At 71.6% G+C, this 17,943-nt stretch carries 14 protein-coding genes; 10 read left to right on the top strand and 4 right to left on the bottom strand.

Annotated elements, in window-relative coordinates; translation table 11 throughout:
• Positions 1 to 35: 35 nt before the first annotated feature.
• Positions 36 to 1,268: an MDR family MFS transporter gene (locus tag ACYVF7_RS43870; protein WP_460351888.1), complete on the bottom strand. Its 1,233-nt coding sequence runs from the start codon at positions 1,266 to 1,268 to the stop codon at positions 36 to 38.
• A gap of 55 nt (positions 1,269 to 1,323) precedes the next feature.
• Between ACYVF7_RS43870 and ACYVF7_RS43865 the strand changes: the two genes are divergently transcribed.
• The 6 genes from ACYVF7_RS43865 (at position 1,324) to ACYVF7_RS43840 (ending at position 7,351) form a co-directional block, all read left to right on the top strand.
• Complete coding sequence (locus ACYVF7_RS43865; protein WP_460351887.1) at positions 1,324 to 2,334, top strand: ArsR/SmtB family transcription factor; 1,011 nt, start codon at positions 1,324 to 1,326, stop codon at positions 2,332 to 2,334.
• A gap of 9 nt (positions 2,335 to 2,343) precedes the next feature.
• Positions 2,344 to 3,192, top strand: a complete 849-nt coding sequence (locus tag ACYVF7_RS43860) for an ABC transporter substrate-binding protein (RefSeq protein ID WP_460351886.1) — start codon at positions 2,344 to 2,346, stop codon at positions 3,190 to 3,192.
• A 134-nt stretch (positions 3,193 to 3,326) separates the two neighbouring features.
• Entirely contained in the window at positions 3,327 to 4,844 is a 1,518-nt protein-coding gene (locus tag ACYVF7_RS43855; RefSeq protein ID WP_460351885.1) for a penicillin-binding transpeptidase domain-containing protein, read from the top strand.
• A gap of 74 nt (positions 4,845 to 4,918) precedes the next feature.
• Positions 4,919 to 5,728 carry an ABC transporter substrate-binding protein gene (locus ACYVF7_RS43850; RefSeq protein ID WP_460351884.1) on the top strand — a complete coding sequence of 270 codons (810 nt, stop codon included), beginning with the start codon at positions 4,919 to 4,921 and terminating at the stop codon, positions 5,726 to 5,728.
• A gap of 31 nt (positions 5,729 to 5,759) precedes the next feature.
• A complete protein-coding gene (locus ACYVF7_RS43845; protein WP_460351883.1) occupies positions 5,760 to 6,581 on the top strand; it encodes an amino acid ABC transporter permease in 822 nt (273 codons plus the stop codon).
• Complete coding sequence (locus ACYVF7_RS43840; protein WP_460351882.1) at positions 6,578 to 7,351, top strand: amino acid ABC transporter ATP-binding protein; 774 nt, start codon at positions 6,578 to 6,580, stop codon at positions 7,349 to 7,351. Before ACYVF7_RS43845 ends, ACYVF7_RS43840 begins: the two co-directional genes overlap by 4 nt.
• 114 nt (positions 7,352 to 7,465) lie before the next feature.
• Here ACYVF7_RS43840 and ACYVF7_RS43835 read toward each other — a convergent pair whose 3' ends face one another.
• Positions 7,466 to 8,908: an alkaline phosphatase family protein gene (locus ACYVF7_RS43835; protein WP_460351881.1), complete on the bottom strand. Its 1,443-nt coding sequence runs from the start codon at positions 8,906 to 8,908 to the stop codon at positions 7,466 to 7,468.
• 295 nt (positions 8,909 to 9,203) lie between these two features.
• Between ACYVF7_RS43835 and glnA the strand changes: the two genes are divergently transcribed.
• Positions 9,204 to 10,565 carry a type I glutamate--ammonia ligase gene (gene glnA, locus ACYVF7_RS43830; RefSeq protein ID WP_460351880.1) on the top strand — a complete coding sequence of 454 codons (1,362 nt, stop codon included), beginning with the start codon at positions 9,204 to 9,206 and terminating at the stop codon, positions 10,563 to 10,565.
• A 156-nt stretch (positions 10,566 to 10,721) separates the two neighbouring features.
• Complete coding sequence (locus ACYVF7_RS43825; RefSeq protein ID WP_460351879.1) at positions 10,722 to 10,973, top strand: hypothetical protein; 252 nt, start codon at positions 10,722 to 10,724, stop codon at positions 10,971 to 10,973.
• Positions 10,974 to 11,086: 113 nt separating this feature from the next.
• Here ACYVF7_RS43825 and ACYVF7_RS43820 read toward each other — a convergent pair whose 3' ends face one another.
• Positions 11,087 to 11,677, bottom strand: coding sequence for a TetR/AcrR family transcriptional regulator (locus tag ACYVF7_RS43820; RefSeq protein ID WP_460351878.1), 591 nt, complete (start codon positions 11,675 to 11,677; stop codon positions 11,087 to 11,089).
• A 118-nt stretch (positions 11,678 to 11,795) separates the two neighbouring features.
• Between ACYVF7_RS43820 and ACYVF7_RS43815 the strand changes: the two genes are divergently transcribed.
• Positions 11,796 to 13,382, top strand: a complete 1,587-nt coding sequence (locus ACYVF7_RS43815; protein ID WP_460351877.1) for an MDR family MFS transporter — start codon at positions 11,796 to 11,798, stop codon at positions 13,380 to 13,382.
• A gap of 65 nt (positions 13,383 to 13,447) precedes the next feature.
• On the opposite strand, the gene ACYVF7_RS43810 is transcribed toward ACYVF7_RS43815, so the two are convergent.
• Complete coding sequence (locus ACYVF7_RS43810) at positions 13,448 to 14,794, bottom strand: FG-GAP-like repeat-containing protein (RefSeq protein ID WP_460358450.1); 1,347 nt, start codon at positions 14,792 to 14,794, stop codon at positions 13,448 to 13,450.
• A gap of 91 nt (positions 14,795 to 14,885) precedes the next feature.
• Here ACYVF7_RS43810 and ACYVF7_RS43805 point away from each other — a divergent pair, with 91 nt between their 5' ends.
• On the top strand, positions 14,886 to 17,885 hold the full coding sequence (locus tag ACYVF7_RS43805) for a bifunctional [glutamine synthetase] adenylyltransferase/[glutamine synthetase]-adenylyl-L-tyrosine phosphorylase (protein ID WP_460351876.1): 3,000 nt from the start codon (positions 14,886 to 14,888) through the stop codon (positions 17,883 to 17,885).
• Positions 17,886 to 17,943: the final 58 nt, after the last annotated feature.

Raw genomic sequence — 17,943 nt, 5'->3', positions numbered from 1 at the left:
CGATCAGGGCGCCGCAGTCCACCCCGCGCGGGTTCTCAAGAAGTGAGGGCCTGCCGCCGGCGTCGTACGGCCGGGCCGAGCGCGAGCGCGCCGGCGGCGGCCGTCCCGCACAGGAGCGCGCAGACGAGCCACGGCGACCAGGAGGCCACGCCGAGCAGCCAGCCGCCCGCCGGCGGGCCCAGCAACGACGCGATCGAGAACGCCGTGCCGTACAGCCCGCTGTACCGGCCGCGCAGGTGCTGGGGCGCGAGGTCCGCGATGATCGCGCTGGACACCGACGCGAAGAGGATCTCGCCCAGCGTCCACACCAGGACCGCCGCCGCGAACGCCCACGCCGACGAGGCGAGCGCGGTCAGCCCGAACCCGGCACCCACCACGGCCACGCCCCCGGCCAGGACCCGGCTGTGGTCGCGCCGGCCGAGCCAGGCGCCGATCAGCGGCTGGACGATGACGATCCCGATGCCGTTGACCGCCATCGCGTAGCCGTACGCCGACGGGGCCAGGCCCGCGTGCCGCATCGCGAGCGGCAGCGTCGAGTACGCCTGCAGGTAGACGAACGCGTAGCACAGGACGACCAGCACCGAGGCGACCGCGACCCGGTCCCGCAGCACGTCCGCGAAGCCGCCGGGTTCGCGTTCCGCGCGCCGTTTCCGGGTCTCGGGCACCGCCCGCCAGACCAGGACGCCGCACACCACGGAGGTGGCCGCGTCCACCCAGAACAGCCAGGTGAACCCCGCGCGCGCCAGCGTCCCGCCGAGCACCATCGCCACCGCGAAGCCGAGGTTGATCGCCCAGAACAGCAGCCCGAACGCGCGGGTCCGCTCGGCGGGGCCGATCAGGTCCGCCAGCAGCGCCTGCGAGGCGGGGCGGTACGCGTCGATGGTCAGGCCGAGCACGAACACCAGCGCGATCAGGACCGGCGTCGTGGTGGCGTACCCGAGCGCGAGCATCGCCGCCGCGGTCGCCAGCATCCCGCCGGTCAGGGTGGCGCGCCGCCCGACCCGGTCGGCGAGCACCCCGCCGACGATCTGCGACACGATCGAGCCGAGACCGAACAGCGCGAGCACGAGCCCGGTCGCGGCCACCGACAGGCCGCGCACCCCCGTGAGGTAGAAGGCGAGGAACGGCTCGACCATCGTGCCGAGCCGGTTGACGAAGCTGCCGGTCCACAGCACCCAGAAGGCGCGCGGCAGGCCGCCCACACGCGTGTACAGGAACGCGGGGAGACGGGTGGGCGGGGGAACGGGGATCTCCTCGACGGACGTCATGGGGGAATGGTCGACAACCGGTGGGCCCGCGTGAAAATCTTTTAGCGGTGCCTAAATGATCGAGTTCCTCTTCACCCCGGACGACGTCGCGCGCGTCCGGTTCGCGTTCTCGCCGCTCTGGGAGCTCGCGCACAGCCTGCGCGTGCTGGCCGACCCCTCGCGGCGCGCGCTGCAGATGCCGTGGGTGCGCGCGGTACGGCCCCGGTTGCGCCGGCTCGATCTGACGCCGCTGCACGCGCTGGTCCCCGCCGAGGGATACATCCCCGACTTCCTCACGCCGCCGCCGGAGTCCCCGCTGCCCGACTTCGCCACGGAGCTCGCCCTGGTCCGGGCCACGCCCGCCCACCTGGTCGTCGAGGAGATCCGGCACGTCGGGCTGCGCAGCAAGGGCACCGCCCCGCTCGACGAGCGGCGCCGGGCGATGATCGAGGAGCCCGAGCGCACGCTCGCGCACGTCACGGACCTGCTCGGCGCCTACTGGGAGGTGGCGCTCGAGGAATACTGGCCGAGGATCCAGGCGCTGCTGGAGACCGACGTGCTCCGGCGGTCCCGCGCCCTCACCGAGCGGGGGGCGGAGGGGCTCTTCGCCGGGCTCCACGAGGGGGTCCGCTGGCACGGCGACCGGCTCGCCGTCCAGCGCACGTGGCACTACCGGGGCGCTCTGGCCGGGCACGGGCTGATCCTGGTGCCCAGCGCGTTCGTCTGGCCCTCCGTCTCGGTGATGACCCCGCCGTACCGGCCGATGCTGAGCTACCCGGCGAACGGTGTCGCGACGCTGTGGGAGACGGCCCCGGCGGCGCCCCCGGACGCCCTCGCCGCGTTGATCGGCCGGCGCAGGGCGGGACTGCTCCTCGCGCTCGCGGGCCCCGCGTCGACGACGGACCTCGCCCGGCGGCTCGCGGTGACGCCGGGGGCGATCAGTCAGCACCTCGGCGTTCTGCGCGCCTGCGGCCTGGTGACGGGCCGCCGGGTCGGGCGGCGCGTGCTGTACGCGCGCACGGCGGCGGGTGACGCGCTCGCGGAGGCGGGCGGCGTGATCGACATGGACGTCACTGAGTGCGACTGATTGACTCTGATGCGTGAGCGGGATGGATGGAACCCCCTCGGAGGCATCGTGCACCTGACCACTCTTTCGCGGGCGTCCGCCCTGCCCGCGATGGCGGCGGCCTGCCTGCTGGCCGCCTGCGCGCCGGCCGGCCAGACCCTGCGAGGCGTCCACCTGGTCACCCGGAGCGCGCTGACCACCTGCACCCACCTGCCGTACGCCCCGTTCCAGTTCCAGCGGGGCAAGGCGATCGTCGGATTCGACGTCGACCTGATCGACCTGGTCGCCCGGCGGCTGGGCGTCCGGCAGCGGATCGTCGACACCCGGTTCACCGCGATCACCTCCGGCCAGGCGTTCGCGGTCGCCGCCTGCGACGTGGCGGCCGCCGGGATGACGATCAACCCGCAGCGGGCGGCGGAGGTCGACTTCTCCCGGCCGTACTTCGACTCCGGGCAGGTGCTGATGGCCCGCCGCGGCGAGCGCGTCACGCCCGGCGCGTTCGGGCCGGGCGGGCTGCGGGTGGGCGTGGTCGCCGGCACGACCGGGCAGGCGTACGCGCGCGGCCAGGGATGGCAGCCGAAGGCGTACGAGAACGCCACGACCGAGCTCGACGCGCTGCGCACCGGCCAGATCGACGTGCTCGTCCAGGACGACCCGGTCGTGCGCTACTGGCTCACCGACGAGGCCAACGCCGGCTTCGTCCTCATCCCGGGGCTGCGCACCCACGAGCAGTACGGCTTCGCCGTGCGCAAGGGCCACAACCCCGCCCTCGTACGGCTGCTCGACCAGGTCATCGCGCAGATCCGGCGAGACGGCACCTACCGGCGGACGTACGAGCGCTGGATGGGCCCGATGCCACGCGGCGACGTCGCAGGCTGATGCCACCCGACGCCGCAGGCTGACGAGTCCCGGCCCGCCGGGTGAGCCGACCGGAAGCGGTCAGACCATCGCCTTCGCGTGGCGGCGAATGATCGACTTATTGATCGACTCAGACGTCGTCGCCGGGGGTCCGAATGCGTAAGGTCGCCGTGCTCGCGGCCGGGGTGATCCTGCTGGTCGTGGTGGCCGCCTTCTCCTGCGCCGCGTTACGCCGGCCGAGCGGTCCGGCGACGCCGGAGAAGGCCGCGAGCGCCTACTTCCGCGCCTGGGAGAACGGCGACTTCGCCGCGATGGGGCGGCTGGTCGCCGACCCGCCCGACGACTTCGCCGACCGGCACCGGGCCCTGTCACGGGCCTTGCACGTGGACTGGGTGAACTTCACCCCGGGCCGTCCGGTGCGGCACGGGGACGAGGCGTCCGTCGACTACGCCGTCACCCGCGGACTGGACGGCGTCGGCGAGTGGAGCTTCCACGCGACCCTGCGGCTCGCCCGGCTGGACGGCGCCTGGCGGGTGCAGTGGTCGCCCGCCACCCTGCATCCCGCCCTGGCCGACGGCGGGGAGTGGTTCCTCACCCGGATCGAGTCCGCGTCGGCCGCCCCCGTCGCCGCGGACGGCAGGCCGCTGCCCGGCGACAGCAGCGTGCAGCCGTACCTCGCCGGTCTCGCCGACGACTCCGAAGAAGGGAGTCCCGGGTGGGCGGTGCAGATCCGGAATCCCGGGCAGGTGGCCGTGCGGCTCAAGACCTTCGGCGGGAAGGACGCCCATCCTCTCCGTACGACCATCGACCGGCGCGCGCAGGCCGCCGCCGACACGGCCGTCGGGTCGGCGTCGGCCGCGCTGGTCGCGATCCGTCCGTCGACGGGCGAGATCCTGGCGGTCGCCGACCGGCTGCCGGTCGCCAAGGGCGCGTTCCTGGGCCTGTATCCGCCGGGGTCGACCTTCAAGGTGGTGACGGCGGCGGCCCTGCTGGACGGCGGCATGACGCCGTCCAGCCCGGTGGACTGCCCGGCTGTCACGGTGGCGGGGCAACGGACCATCCACAACCACGGCGACCTCGCCCTGGGGCGCGTGCCGCTCGCCGACGCGTTCGCCGAGTCCTGCAACACGACCTTCGCCACACTCGGGGTGAGCACCGGCGCCGGGCGGCTCGGCGCGAGCGCCGCCGCCTTCGGGTTCGGCGCCCACTTCGACCCGGGCAGCGACGCGTACTCCGGCGACTTCCCGGACCTGGACGGCGCCAATGGACTGGCCGAGGCGTCCATCGGTCAGGGGAAGGTCCAGGCGAGCCCGCTCGCCATGGCCGTCGTCGCCGCGGCCGTGGCCGACGGCTCGTACCGCTCTCCGCGCCTGGTGCCCGCGCGCCTCGCGGCGAAGGGGACGGTCCGGCCGCTGCCGTCGGCGGCGGTGACGGGGCTGCGGTCGATGATGGGCGCGGTCGTCACGCGGGGGACCGCGGCGCACGCCGGGCTTCCGGCCGGCACGTCGGGCAAGACCGGGACCGCCGAATATGATGCCCAGGGCCGTACCCACGCGTGGTTCATCGGCTACCGGGGGGATCTGGCCTTCGCGGTGTTCGTCCTGCACGGCGGCGACGGCGGGCAGGTGGCCGCGCCGGTGGCGGCCCGCTTCCTGACTGTGATCAAGTCGTGACCCGCTGGAGTATCTGCAGGTGGTGACTGATATGACATAGTCGGACAGTTGTTTTCATGGCTTATGGAGGAATTGTGGCTATTCGTCGCCGGCTTGCCGCCGCCACCGCAGGGCTCTGTGCGGCCGCTCTCGCCCTCACCGCCTGCAGCAGTGGGGGAGACGGGGCGACGGTGCAGGGCGCCAAGCTGGTGAAGAAGGGCAAGCTCACCACCTGCACCCACCTGCCGTACCCGCCGTTCCAGTCGGCCCAGGGCGGCAAGGTCGTCGGCTTCGACGTCGACATGATCGACCTGGTCGCCAAGAAGCTCGGTGTGACCCAGCAGGTGGTCGACACGCCGTTCGAGACGATCAAGACGGGGGTCGCGCTGAACGGTGGGAAGTGCGATGTCGCCGCCGCGGGTATGACGATCAAGCCGGAGCGGGCGAAGTTCATCGACTTCACCAAGCCGTACTTCAATGCGACTCAGGCGATCATGGCCAAGAAGGGCCTGAGCTTCACGTCGCTGGACGCGGTGAAGGCGCAGAAGCTGAAGGTCGGCTCCCAGGCGAGCACCACGGGTGAGGACTACGTCCACTCCAAGGGCATCGACTCCAAGTCCTTCAAGGACTCCACGAGCCTGCTCAACGGCCTGCGCAGCGGCCAGGTCGACGTGATCGTCGAGGACTACCCGGTCGTCCAGGGCTGGCTCAAGGACCCCGCGAACGCCAAGTACGCCGTGGCGGCCAGTCTCAACACCGGCGAGCAGTACGGCTTCGCCGTCCGCAAGGGCAAGAACCCCAAGCTGCTCGCGCTGATCAACCAGGCGATCGACGAGTCGCGGCAGAACGGCGAGTACAAGAAGATCTACGAAAAGTGGATCGGCCCGATGCCGGCGAACGCCTGAGCGCGCCGCTGATCGATCCGAGAGGCCGCAGATGACTCAACACGCGGAGGCGGCGCCGCGGCTGACCCGGAGGCAGCGCCGCCGGCTCATCCTGGGCGGCGAGTACGGCATCTTCATCGTCGCCGTCGTGCTGCTCGCGTCGCTGGCGGACTGGGGTTCGCTGAAGACCAACTTCGCCGAGTGGCACGTCGCCAAGACGCTGTTCCCCGACATCATCACGGTCGGGCTCCGGAACACCCTGCTGTTCACGCTTACCGGGTTCGGGCTCGGCCTGGTGTCCGGGCTGCTGCTGGCGCTGATGCGGCTGTCGTCGGTGCCGCCGTACCGCTGGTTCGCCCTCGCCTACATCGAGGTCTTCCGCGGGCTGCCCGCGCTGCTGATCTTCATCTTCGTGGGCAACGGCATCCCGCTCGCCTTCCCGGGGGTCAACATCCCCGGCGGCGTGTACGGCCAGGCCGCCCTCGCCCTCGGGCTGGTCTCGGCGGCGTACATGGCCGAGACGATCCGGGCCGGCATCGAGGCCGTGCCGCGCGGCCAGATGGAGGCGGCGCGGACGCTCGGCATGTCGCACGGGCGGGCGATGCGCACGATCATCGTCCCGCAGGCGCTGCGGATCGTGATCCCGCCGCTGACCAACGAGCTGGTCCTGCTGTTCAAGGACTCCTCGCTGGCCCTGTTCCTCGGCATCACGCTGCAGCAGCGGGAGCTGGCGAAGATGGCCCAGGACGTGGCCGGCCAGCAGGGCAACGCCACGCCGATCATCGTCGCCGCCATCTGCTACCTGATCATCACGATCCCGCTCAGCCACCTGGCGCGGCGGCTGGAGGCCCGGCAGAAGAGGGGGCAGCGGTGACGGTCGTGAACGACGGCGCGGCGGTCCAGGTCGTCGAGCTGTACAAGGCGTTCGGCGACCTGGAGGTGCTGCAAGGCATCGACTTCGAGGTCCGGCGCGGCGAGGTCGTGTGCATCATCGGGCCGTCCGGCTCCGGCAAGTCCACGCTGCTGCGCTGCGTGAACCTCCTGGAGGAGCCCACCGCCGGAGAGGTGTACGTCGGGGGCGTGGAGCTGACCGACCCGGACGTCGACATCGACGCGGCGCGCCGCCGCATCGGCATGGTGTTCCAGCAGTTCAACCTGTTCCCGCACCTGTCCGTGCTCGGCAACGTGACCATCGCCCAGCGCAAGGTGCTGCGGCGCTCCGCGGCGGAAGCCGAGCGCGTCGCGCGGGAGAACATCGCCCGCGTGGGCCTGGCGGACAAGGTGGACGCGTACCCGGCGCAGCTGTCCGGCGGCCAGCAGCAGCGCGTGGCGATCGCCCGCGCGCTGGCCATGGGCCCGGAGGTCATGCTGTTCGACGAGCCGACCTCCGCGCTCGACCCCGAGCTCGTCGGCGACGTGCTCGCCGTCATGCGCAAGCTCGCCCTCGAAGGGATGACCATGCTGGTCGTCACCCACGAGATGAGCTTCGCCCGCGAGGTCGCCGACCGGGTCGTGTTCATGGACGGCGGCGTCATCGTCGAGGAGGGGCCGCCGTCGAAGGTCGTCGGCGACCCGGAGCACGCGCGGACCCGCCGGTTCCTGTCCCGCGTCCTCGACCCGGCCGCCGCCGACGTCGAGGACTGAGAGGCCCATCGCCGGGTGAGCCGCTCAGACGAACGGCTCACCCGGTCCGGTGAACACCTCAGGCGCGCGTCACCGTGGCAGCGGGCGGGTGCCGGTGAACACCTCAGGCGTGCGTCACCGTGGCAGCGGGCGGGTGCCCTCGATCCGTACCGCCTGCAGGGCGTCGGGCCGGAGGCCCAGCAGCGTCAGGATGCTCGGTGCGATCTGCGTCGTCCGTACGTGCCCGCCGATCGTCGTGTGCCGGAAGCCCGGACCCGCGGCGACCAGGGCGACGTGGGTGTCGTCAGCGCTGAAGCCGCCGTGCTCGGCGATCTTCTTGCCCGGCTTGGTGTAGATCACACCGGGCTTGGTGATCACGACCAGGTCCGGCACCCGGGGGTCACGGCGCGGGTCGCCGAACCGGCGGACGACGTCCTCGCCTGCCAGCACCCTGGCGATCCCCGCACTGGCCGCGTGCTCGCGCAGCGCGGCCGCCGCCGCGGCCGTCTTCGACTGGTCGGTCAGCCAGATCAGCCCGACGTCGTCCTGCGTCGCCTGGGCGACGAGCCCCGGCTTGACCGCGTTGACGATGCCCGGCACGACGTCCGTGCCGATGATCTTGAGCTTGCTCCTGTCGATCGGCGACTGGCCGTGCTTGGCGGTGACGATCACGTCGGTCGAGCCGAGCAGGTTCCTGCGCCCCAGTTCGGCGACGATGCGGCCGATCGAGGCGTCGGTGTGGTCGAGCGCCGCGGTCAGCTCGGCGCCGGGTGCGCCGCCGGCCTGGTAGCCGCCGGCCGGATCCTTCTGGGCCACGCTCACGGCCTGGAAGTTCATGCCGAAGATCGCGGGCACGTCGGCGCGGTGGGTGCCGGTGTGGTCGTAACCGTCCACCTCGTGCAGGATCCCGGCCACCTTCAGGTCGTCATTGCCCGCGGTGCCGGATGCGGGCACCGACGCGATCTCGGGCGTGTACAGGTCGTCGACGCCCGTGCCGGACGGCCCGTTGACGATGTCGTAGGCGAGGTGCTTGTCGCTCCACGCGGTGCGGAGGCCGGCCTTCTTGGCCACCTCGAAGACGGTGTCGACCCGCAGGTACGCGTGCGGGGCGACCGGCGCGCAGTTCTTCGCCGGGTCGCGGGGGAACTTGGCGGGGTCGAGCCCGCCTCCGCCGTCGACCTTGGTCGAATCCCGGTCGACGGACTCGTCGTAGACGACCTCGGTGCCCTTGCTCGTGCAGGCCGATCCGGGGGCGGACAGCGACCGGTCGTAGCTGTCGTCGTAATAGACGCCGGTGCTGCGCGGGGTGCCGCCGGTCACCATCGACAACAGCCCGGGGAAGGAGTCCGACGGAGTCGTCGTCCTGGCGTGCGGGTACGACGTCCCGCGCCGCAGCAGCCCGGCGAGGGCGGACGTCGGATGCGCGGCGGCGTAGCGGACGAGGTCCGACTCGTGCAGGCCGTCGACGCTCAGCAGCAGAACGTGCCGTGCGGTCGGGCCGGCCTGCGCGGTCGTCGGTGCGGCGAGTGCCGCGGCGGCGAGCCCGGCGGCCGTGCCGGCGATAAGGCGTTTTCGCATTGAGGCTCCCTCGGTGAGGGCCGGAGATCGGCAACGCCTACGTGTACCGACCGGGGACGGACATCCGGCGTGCGGCACGCGTCCGGCGGTTGAACGCGGTCCGGAACAGGGGCGTACGGTCGGTCAAGAAACGGCAAACCGAGGGCGGGGGAGACATCCTCCGAGGCAGGAGGTCTGGACGCTCCTCCTCACGGCCGGTCGGACACCGGAGCGTTGTAACGTGACCGAAACATGGACGCGGCACACTGATACGAGGTCAGAGTTGTCGCCGCAGGTTGCATAAGGGGATCAAGTTTTGGACCGTCAGCAGGAGTTCGTGCTCCGCACGCTTGAGGAGCGCGACATCCGCTTCATCCGGCTGTGGTTCACCGACGTGCTCGGATTCCTCAAGTCCGTGGCGGTCGCACCCGCCGAGCTGGAGCAGGCGTTCGCCGAGGGCATCGGTTTCGACGGGTCGGCCATCGAGGGGTTCGCCCGCGTCTACGAGGCCGACATGCTCGCCAAGCCGGATCCGTCGACGTTCCAGGTGCTGCCGTGGCGCGCGGAGTCGCCGGGCACGGCCCGGATGTTCTGCGACATCCTCATGCCGGACGGCTCGCCGAGCTTCGCCGACCCGCGCTACGTCCTCAAGCGCACCCTCGGCCACGCCGCCGACCTCGGGTTCACCTTCTACACCCACCCCGAGCTGGAGTTCTACCTTCTGGGCGACCGCCCCGACGACGGCAGCGAGCCGTCGACCGTCGACTCCGGCGGCTACTTCGACCACACACCGCACCGGGCCGCGCACGACTTCCGGCGCAACGCGATCATGATGCTCGAGTCGATGGGCATCTCCGTCGAGTTCAGCCACCACGAGGGCGGTCCCGGCCAGCAGGAGATCGACCTGCGCTACGCCGACGCGCTCACCACGGCCGACAACATCATGACGTTCCGCCTGGTGATGAAGGAGGTCGCGCTCGAGCAAGACGTGCACGCCTCCTTCATGCCCAAGCCGTTCACCGACCAGCCCGGCTCCGGCATGCACACGCACATGTCGCTGTTCGAGGGCGACCGCAACGCCTTCTACGAGCCCGGCGCGGAGTTCCAGCTCTCCAAGATCGGGCGGGCGTTCATCGCCGGACTGCTCCGGCACGCGGCCGAGATCACCGCGGTCACCAACCAGTGGGTCAACTCCTACAAGCGCCTGTGGGGCGGCGTCGGCGCGTCCGCGGGAGCCGGCGGCGAGGCGCCGCCGTTCATCTGCTGGGGTCACAACAACCGCTCGGCACTGGTCCGCGTCCCGATGTACAAGCCGCAGAAGGGCCACGCGACGCGCATCGAGTTCCGCGCGCCCGACACGGCCTGCAACCCCTACCTCGCCTTCGCCGCGATCCTGGGCGCGGGCCTGAAGGGCATCGAGCAGGGCTACGAGCTGCCGCCGGGCGCCGAGGACGACGTGTGGGCGCTGACCGCGGCCGAGCGCCGCGCGATGGGCATCGAGCCGCTGCCGCAGAGCCTGGACGAGGCCATCGCGGCGATGGAGCGCAGCGAGCTGCTCGCCGAGGTGCTCGGCGAGCACGTCTTCGACTTCTTCCTGCGCAACAAGCGCGCGGAGTGGGAGGACTACCGCCGCCAGGTCACCGAGTACGAGCGCCGCCGCTATCTGTCGGTCCTGTAAGCGCCGCTCGGCCCGCTGATCTCTCCTCATCAGCACATTTACCGAAAATCCCATAACAGCGCGAACTTACGCCACTGTAGTGAGCATCTGACTCCATGTACCGACACGCAAGGAGCCGGGCCGTTTCGGCCCCGGCTCCCGTCAGAGGAGAGATACATGAAGTCCTGGCGCTCTATCGCCGCTGCCGGTCTGATCGCCGGTGCCGCCCTGGCCACGGTCTCACTGACCTCGGGCACCGCTCTCGCCGCCCCCGGGCAGTGGACGATAGTCGGAGGCGGGTACCCGAACCAGTTCGCCTGCCAGGTGGACGGAATCCAGGACACCTCCAATCCGGCGGACAACGGCGGCTACACCCAATTCTCGTGCTACCCGGAGGCAAACGGCCACTGGACCCTGTGGGAGCGCTGACCTGCCCGCACTGAGAATTCTCCGCGCCGAGACCATTGCTCGGGGGGGAGAATTCTTTGCTGTAAAAAGCAGGGTTCGGCGAGACATTTTCGAGATCCCGGCGAGCGCCGCCGCTACCTCTCGGTGCCGTGATCGCAGCCCTGGGCGTCGCCGGACCCGGAGACCAGCTCCAGCGCGACGGCGATGCCGGTGGCGCGCCGTTCCTCTTCCGCGATGTCGTAGTCCTCGAACGCGAAGAGCGCCGCGTTCAGGCTGAAGATCGCCATGACCGACTTGAGCTGGTCGGTGAGCGGCGCCTTCGGGTCGATGAGCAGTTCCCGCAGGTCCTTCATGCGGCACTTGAGCTTCTCGCCGACGGCGAGGTCGCGCATGGTGCCCTGGTTCTCGTGCCAGAAGCGCATGATCCCGGGCCCGCCGCCGTACAACTGGCCGGCGTACCGGCGGACCAGCTCCTGTCGCGTCTCCAGGGTCGGGGGCTGTTCCCGGCCCCAGGTGATCAGCTCGTCGAGCCGGCCCATGTGATCGTCGAACAGGCTGACGATGATGTCTTCTTTGGTCTTGAAGTGGTAGTAGAGCGCCGCCTTGGTCACGTTGAGCCGCTCGGCGATCTCTCGTAGCGAGGTCTTCTCGTAACCCTGTTCGGCGAACAGCTCCATCGCGACCGCCTGGATCTTCGCCCGCGTGTCGCCGCGGTGTTCGCCCATGATCAATCTCCACTCAAACTAACTTGACGACCGGCTAGTTTTTAGCTTACCGTACGGCAAGTAAGTTTCACTAGCCGGTCGGCAAGTAAGCACCTAGGCCATCAGAGAGAGGCTACCCATGTCGGGGACGACGACTGCGGACTCAGCGCCACCGGGCGCGGCGGAGTCGAGAAGCACGCGATCGATCTACATCGCGATCATCGGCCTGATGCTCGGCATGTTCCTCGCGATGCTCGACAACCTGATCGTCGGCACCGCGCTGCCGACGATCGTCGGTGATCTTGGCGGCCTCAGCCATCTGGCGTGGGTCGTCACCGCTTACACCCTCGCCACGGCGGCCGCGACGCCGATCTGGGGGAAGCTCGGCGACCTGTACGGCCGCAAGGGCATGTTCATGGCGTCCATCGTCATCTTCCTCGCGGGGTCGATGCTGTCCGGGCTGTCGCAGAGCATGAACCAGCTCATCGGGTTCCGGGCGCTGCAGGGCCTGGGCGCCGGCGGCCTGATGGTCGGCGCGTTCGCGATCATCGGTGACCTGGTTCCGCCGCGGGAGCGCGGCCGCTTCCAGGCCATCATCGGCGGAATGATGCCGATCGCGTTCGTCGGCGGCCCGCTGATCGGCGGGTTCCTCACCGACCACCTCAGCTGGCGCTGGACCTTCTACGTCAACGTGCCGATCGGCGCGGTCGCCCTGCTCGTCACCGGTCTGGGCATGCGCCTGCACACGCCGCACATCAAGGCGAAGATCGACTTCATCGGCGCGTTCCTGCTGACGGTCGGCGTCGTCTCCCTCACCCTCGTGGCGAGCTGGGGCGGCACCCAGTACGACTGGGGGTCCGCGCAGATCATCGGGCTCGCGGTCACGTCGGTCGTGGCGCTGGTCCTGTTCGTCTTCGCCGAGGCCCGCGCCGCCGAGCCGATCCTGCCTCCGCGCCTGTTCCGCAACCGCAACTTCACGGTCGCGCAGATCCTCAGCTTCTTCGTGGGCGCGGCGATGTTCGGCGCGGTCAACTTCCTCCCGTACTACATGCAGGACGTCCAGGGCGCCTCGGCGACGACGAGCGGCCTGCTGCTCCTGCCGCTGATGTTCGGCATGCTCGTCGTCATGCTGACCACCGGCCAGCTCATCGCCCGCAACGGCCGCTACAAGCTGTACCCGATCATCGGCGGCGCGATCATGACCGTGGGCATGCTCGTCCTGCTCATGCTCAAGGTGGACACCAGCACGGCGATGAGCTCCGCGCTGACGCTCGGCGTCGGTCTCGGCATGGGCTTCATCATGCAGAACACCACGCTCATCACCCAGAACAGCGCCGAGTTGCGGGACATGGGCGCGGCGAGCGGCTCGGTCACTCTGTTCCGTACGGTCGGGGGCTCGCTCGGCGTGGCCCTGTTCGGGTCGATCTACACCAACCGCCTCGAGCACACCGTCGGCGACCGGCTCGGCGCCGAGGCCGCCCACAAGATCTCCTCTGGCGGCGCCCACCTGACGCCGGCGATGCTGCACACGCTGCCCGCGCCGGTCCGGGAGGCGTTCGAGGCCGGTGTCACCAGCGGCCTGCACGGGACGGTCATCGGCGGAGCGGTCGTCGCCTTCGCCGCGTTCATCGTCGCATGGTTCGTCCGCGAGGTGCCGCTGCGCGGCTCCGGGCCCAAGGGCCCGAAGGAGCAGGCCGTCGAGACCATCGCCGAACCGGCGATCTGATCTCGTCTCACGACGAAAGGGGGGCTCCCGCAGGGAGCCCCCCTTTCGCTAGTCCGGAGCTCCCGTCAGCGGGGGAGCGTGCCGAAACGCGATCCGGCGCCGAGACCGAACGCGCTCGCCTTGATCAGCTTCGTTCCGGTGCCGAGCCCGGACGCGGTGCCGGGCGTCACCGCGATGGCCCCGGCGAAGTCGTCCAGACCGGGGATGCCGGTGATGAGATCCGCCCGGCCGTCGCCGTTCACGTCCGTGAGCGCGAGCGACAGCCCGAACCCGTTGTTGTGGTTCGGCGTGATGCCGGCCTTCGACTCGGTCAGGGTACCGACGCTCGGCGACAGGTAGCCCGCGGAGCCGAGACGCGTCGCGACCGCGTCTTCGGTGCTGTCCTCGGTCGACGAGCGCGAGGCGACGTCCGCGTACCCGTCGCCGTTGACGTCCCCGACCGCGACCGGGTCGCTGCCCTCGCTGCCGGACTTGCCGTGCGCCTGGTCCATCCCGCTCTTGGTGCCGGGGTAGACCTGGTAGCCGCCGGCGTCGAGCCCGCCGATCACGACGTCGGCGCGGCCGTCCTTGTTCAGGTCGCCCGCGGCGACGCTGTGCGTGTCGCCGAGCTCGATCGTCGGGCCGACCTTCTTGCCCAGGCCCTTGGCCGATCCCGCGAAGACGCTCGTGGTGCCCTGGTCGGCGGGGTCGTCCCACCACCAGCTGACCGCCAGGTCGGCGTAACCGTCGCCGGTCACGTCGCCGGCCGCGATGGTGTCGACGTGGCCGTCCTTGCCGGGGCTGATCCCGACAGCGCTCGGCTTGGCGGACGTGGTCCCGGGAACGACCCAGATCTTCGTGCCGTCCATGGCCGCGGTGGCGAAGTCGGTACGGCCGTCCCGGTTGAAATCGCCGGCCGTCAGCGTGTTGCCGCCGACGGAGTCCACCGCGACCGCCTTGCTCGACAGGCCGTTCTTGGAACCGAAGACGATCGTCAGCGAGCCGGCGTCCTTCTTGTTCCCGATGTCCTCGCCGGGCGCGCCGATCGCCAGATCGGAGTAGCCGTCCCGGTTGAAATCGCCGACGGCGAGTGTCGCACCGAAGTGGTCGCCCTTCTCGGCGGTGCCCGGTACGCCGGCGCTGTTCTGCGTGATGACCTGGCGCCGCGCCGTGCTGAGCCCGTTCTTCGAGCCGTACGCCACCGCGACGGCTCCTGCTTTCGTGGCCTTGCCGACCGTGGCGTCCGGCGCGCCGATCGCCAGGTCGGGGTAGCCGTCGCCGTTGAAGTCGCCGGGCTTGGCCGCCTTCGCGGCCGCCGGGGCGGCGCCTCGCGGCGTGACCGACCGGCCTGGTGCCGCCACCGCCGCCGACGCGAGGCCGACCGCGACAGCGGCTGCCACGGCGGCGGCGGCACTTGTGGTGAGAAGTTTCACCAAGCGTTCCTCCTTCTGAAGGTTTTTCATGATTTAAGTGACGCGGCGTCCGCGGCGGTTGTTCGCGTGAGCTCGTGATTACCTTTGTCCCGTGAGCGAACGCCGTACGGAGACCACGACCGCCCGGCTGGCTCGGCTCGGGATCACCGACGTCGCCGAGGCCGAGCGCCGCCTGACGGGCCACGGGCTCGGCGACGGCCTCCTCGACGCCCTCGGCGCCGCCGCCGATCCGGACCTGGCTCTCGCGGGCCTGCTCCGGCTGCTGGAGCGCGCCGACCTCCGGGATGAGCTGACGGCCGACCCGGACGCCCTCGCCCGGCTGATCGCCGTTCTCGGCGTCAGCACCGCGCTCGGCGACCACCTCGTGCGGCATCCCGGCCACTGGCGGGTCCTCACCGGCCCGGCGGCGCTCCAGCGCCCGACCGCCGACGAACTGCGGAGCGCGCTGCTGGACGCCGTCGGCGCCGATCCGGCGGACCCCGCGCCACGCGCCGGAGGGCCGGACGCGCTGGTCGCGCTCCGGGCCGCGTACCGGCGGGCCCTGCTGCACCTGGCGGGCCGCGACCTGACCGGCGCCGCGGACGTCGAGGAGGTCGCCGCCGAACTCGCCGACCTCGCGGCGGCGGCACTCGAGGCCGGCCTGGCCATCGCCCGCGCCGAGCTCGGCGAGCAGGCCGACACCTGCCGGCTCGCCGTGATCGGCATGGGCAAGTGCGGCGGGCGCGAGCTGAACTACGTCAGCGACGTCGACGTCATCTTCGTCGCCGAGGCCGCGCCCGGCCAGGACGAGACGGCCGCGCTGCGGGCCGCGACCCGGCTGGCCTCCGGGATGATCCGGGCCTGCTCGGCGAGCACCGCCGAGGGCGCGCTGTGGGAGGTCGACGCCGCGCTGCGCCCGGAGGGCAAGGCGGGGCCGCTCGTACGGACGCTCGCCAGCCACCGCGCCTACTACGAACGCTGGGCCAAGACCTGGGAGTTCCAGGCGCTGCTGAAGGCCCGGCCGGTCGCGGGGGACCGGGAGCTGGGCGAGGAGTACGCCGCGACCCTCGCCCCGCTCGTCTGGCGGGCCGCCGAGCGGGAGAACTTCGTCGAGGACGTCCAGGCGATGCGCCGCCGGGTCGAGGAGCACATCGACCCGGCCAAGGTGGGACGCCAGCTCAAGCTCGGCCCCGGCGGGCTGCGGGACGTGGAGTTCGCGGTCCAGCTGCTCCAGCTCGTGCACGGGCGTACGGACGAGGGCCTGCGCGGGCCGAACACGCTGATCGCCCTCAAGAAGCTGTCCTGGGGCGGGTACGTCGGCCGGGCCGACGCCGCCGCGCTCGCGAACGCTTACCGGTTCCTGCGGCGCGTCGAGCACCTCATCCAGCTCCACCGGCTGCGGCGCACCCACCTGGTGCCCGAGGACCCGGCCGACCTGCGGCGCCTGGGCCGGGCGCTGGGCTTTCGCACCGACCCGGTGGGGGAGTTCACGGCCGAGTGGCGGCGGCACGCCCGCGAGGTCCGGCGCCTGCACGAGAAGCTCTTCTACCGGCCGCTGCTGCTGGCCGTGGCCCGGCTGCCGGGAGACGAGGCGCGGCTGACCCGGGAGGCGGCCCGCACGCGGCTGGAGGCGCTCGGCTACGCCGACCCGGACGGCGCGCTGCGGCACCTGGAGTCCCTGACGTCCGGGGTCTCCCGGCGCGCGGCGATCCAGCGGACGCTGCTGCCCGTCATGCTGGGCTGGTTCGCCGACGGCCCGGACCCCGACGCCGGGCTGCTCGGCTTCCGGCAGGTCAGCGACGCGCTCGGCACCACCCCGTGGTACCTCCGGCTGCTGCGCGACGACGTCACCGTGGCCGAGCGGATGGCGCACGTGCTGTCCTCCAGCCGCTACGCCACCGACCTGCTGCTCCGCGCGCCCGAGGCCGTCACCCTGCTGGCCGGCGACGCCGAGCTGACGCCGCGGTCGCAGGACGCGCTGCGCACCGAGGCGCTGGCCGCGGTGGGCCGGCACATGGGCGCGTCCGCCACCCGCCTGCAACTCGATCCGGCGGCGGACGCGGTCACCGCGGTGCGCGGCATCCGCCGCCGCGAGCTGCTGCGCGTGGCGGTGGCGGACCTGCTCGGCCGCCTCGACGTCCGCGCGACCGGCGAGGCGCTGACCGCCATCGCGATGGTCACGCTCGAGGCGGCGCTGTCGGCCGCCATCGCCAAGATCGAGATGGAGCGCCGCTCGCCGCTGCCGACACGGTTCGCGGTCGTCGCGATGGGCCGCCTCGGCGGGTACGAGCTCGGCTACGGCAGCGACGCGGACGTCATGTTCGTCCACGACCCGCTGCCGGGTGCCGAGCAGGAGGCACCGGCCGCCGCGCACGCGGTCGCCGAGGAGCTGCGCAGGCTGCTCGCGCTGCCCGCGCCGGATCCGCCGCTGGTGATCGACCCGGGGCTGCGGCCGGAGGGGCGGCAGGGCCCGCTCGTGCGCACGTTCGACTCCTACGCCTCCTACTACCGTCGCTGGTCCTCGCCCTGGGAGAGCCAGGCGCTGCTGCGCGCGGCCCCGGTCATCGGCGACGAGAAGCTCGGCGCGCGCTTCCGGGAGCTGATCGACCCGCTCCGGTGGCCGCAGGGCGGGATCGACGACCGCGCGCTGCGGGAGATCCGCCGGCTGAAGGCCCGCATGGAGGCCGAGCGGCTGCCCCGTGGCGTCGACCGCCGCCTGCACACCAAGCTGGGGCCCGGCGGCCTGTCCGACGTCGAATGGGTCGCCCAGCTGCTCCAGCTCCAGCACGCGCATGAGATCCCGCAGCTGCGCACCACACGCACCCTGGAGGCGCTCGACGCGGCGGCGGCGGCCGGCCTGCTGGACCGCGAGGACGCCGTGCAGCTCGGCGACGCCTGGCGGCTCGCGACGCGCATCCGCAACGCCGTCATGCTCGTACGCGGACGGGCCTCCGACACGCTGCCGACCGAGCACCACCGCGCCCGCTCCGCCGTGGCCGGCATCCTCGGCTACCCCGCCTCCGGCGACATGCTGGAGGACTACCGGCGCCACGCCCGCCACGCCCGGGCCGTCGTCGAGCGCGTCTTCTACGGGGACGGCGGAGGTTCATGAAGAGTCAACGCTAGGTTAATCCCTGGCCGCGTGGAGCCCGCTGTGCGGGAGAATCCGG

It is taken from the genome of Actinoallomurus acanthiterrae, assembly GCF_054775715.1.
Note: the sequence above shows the minus strand (reverse complement) of the source record. Positions and strands in the feature narration are given on the sequence as shown.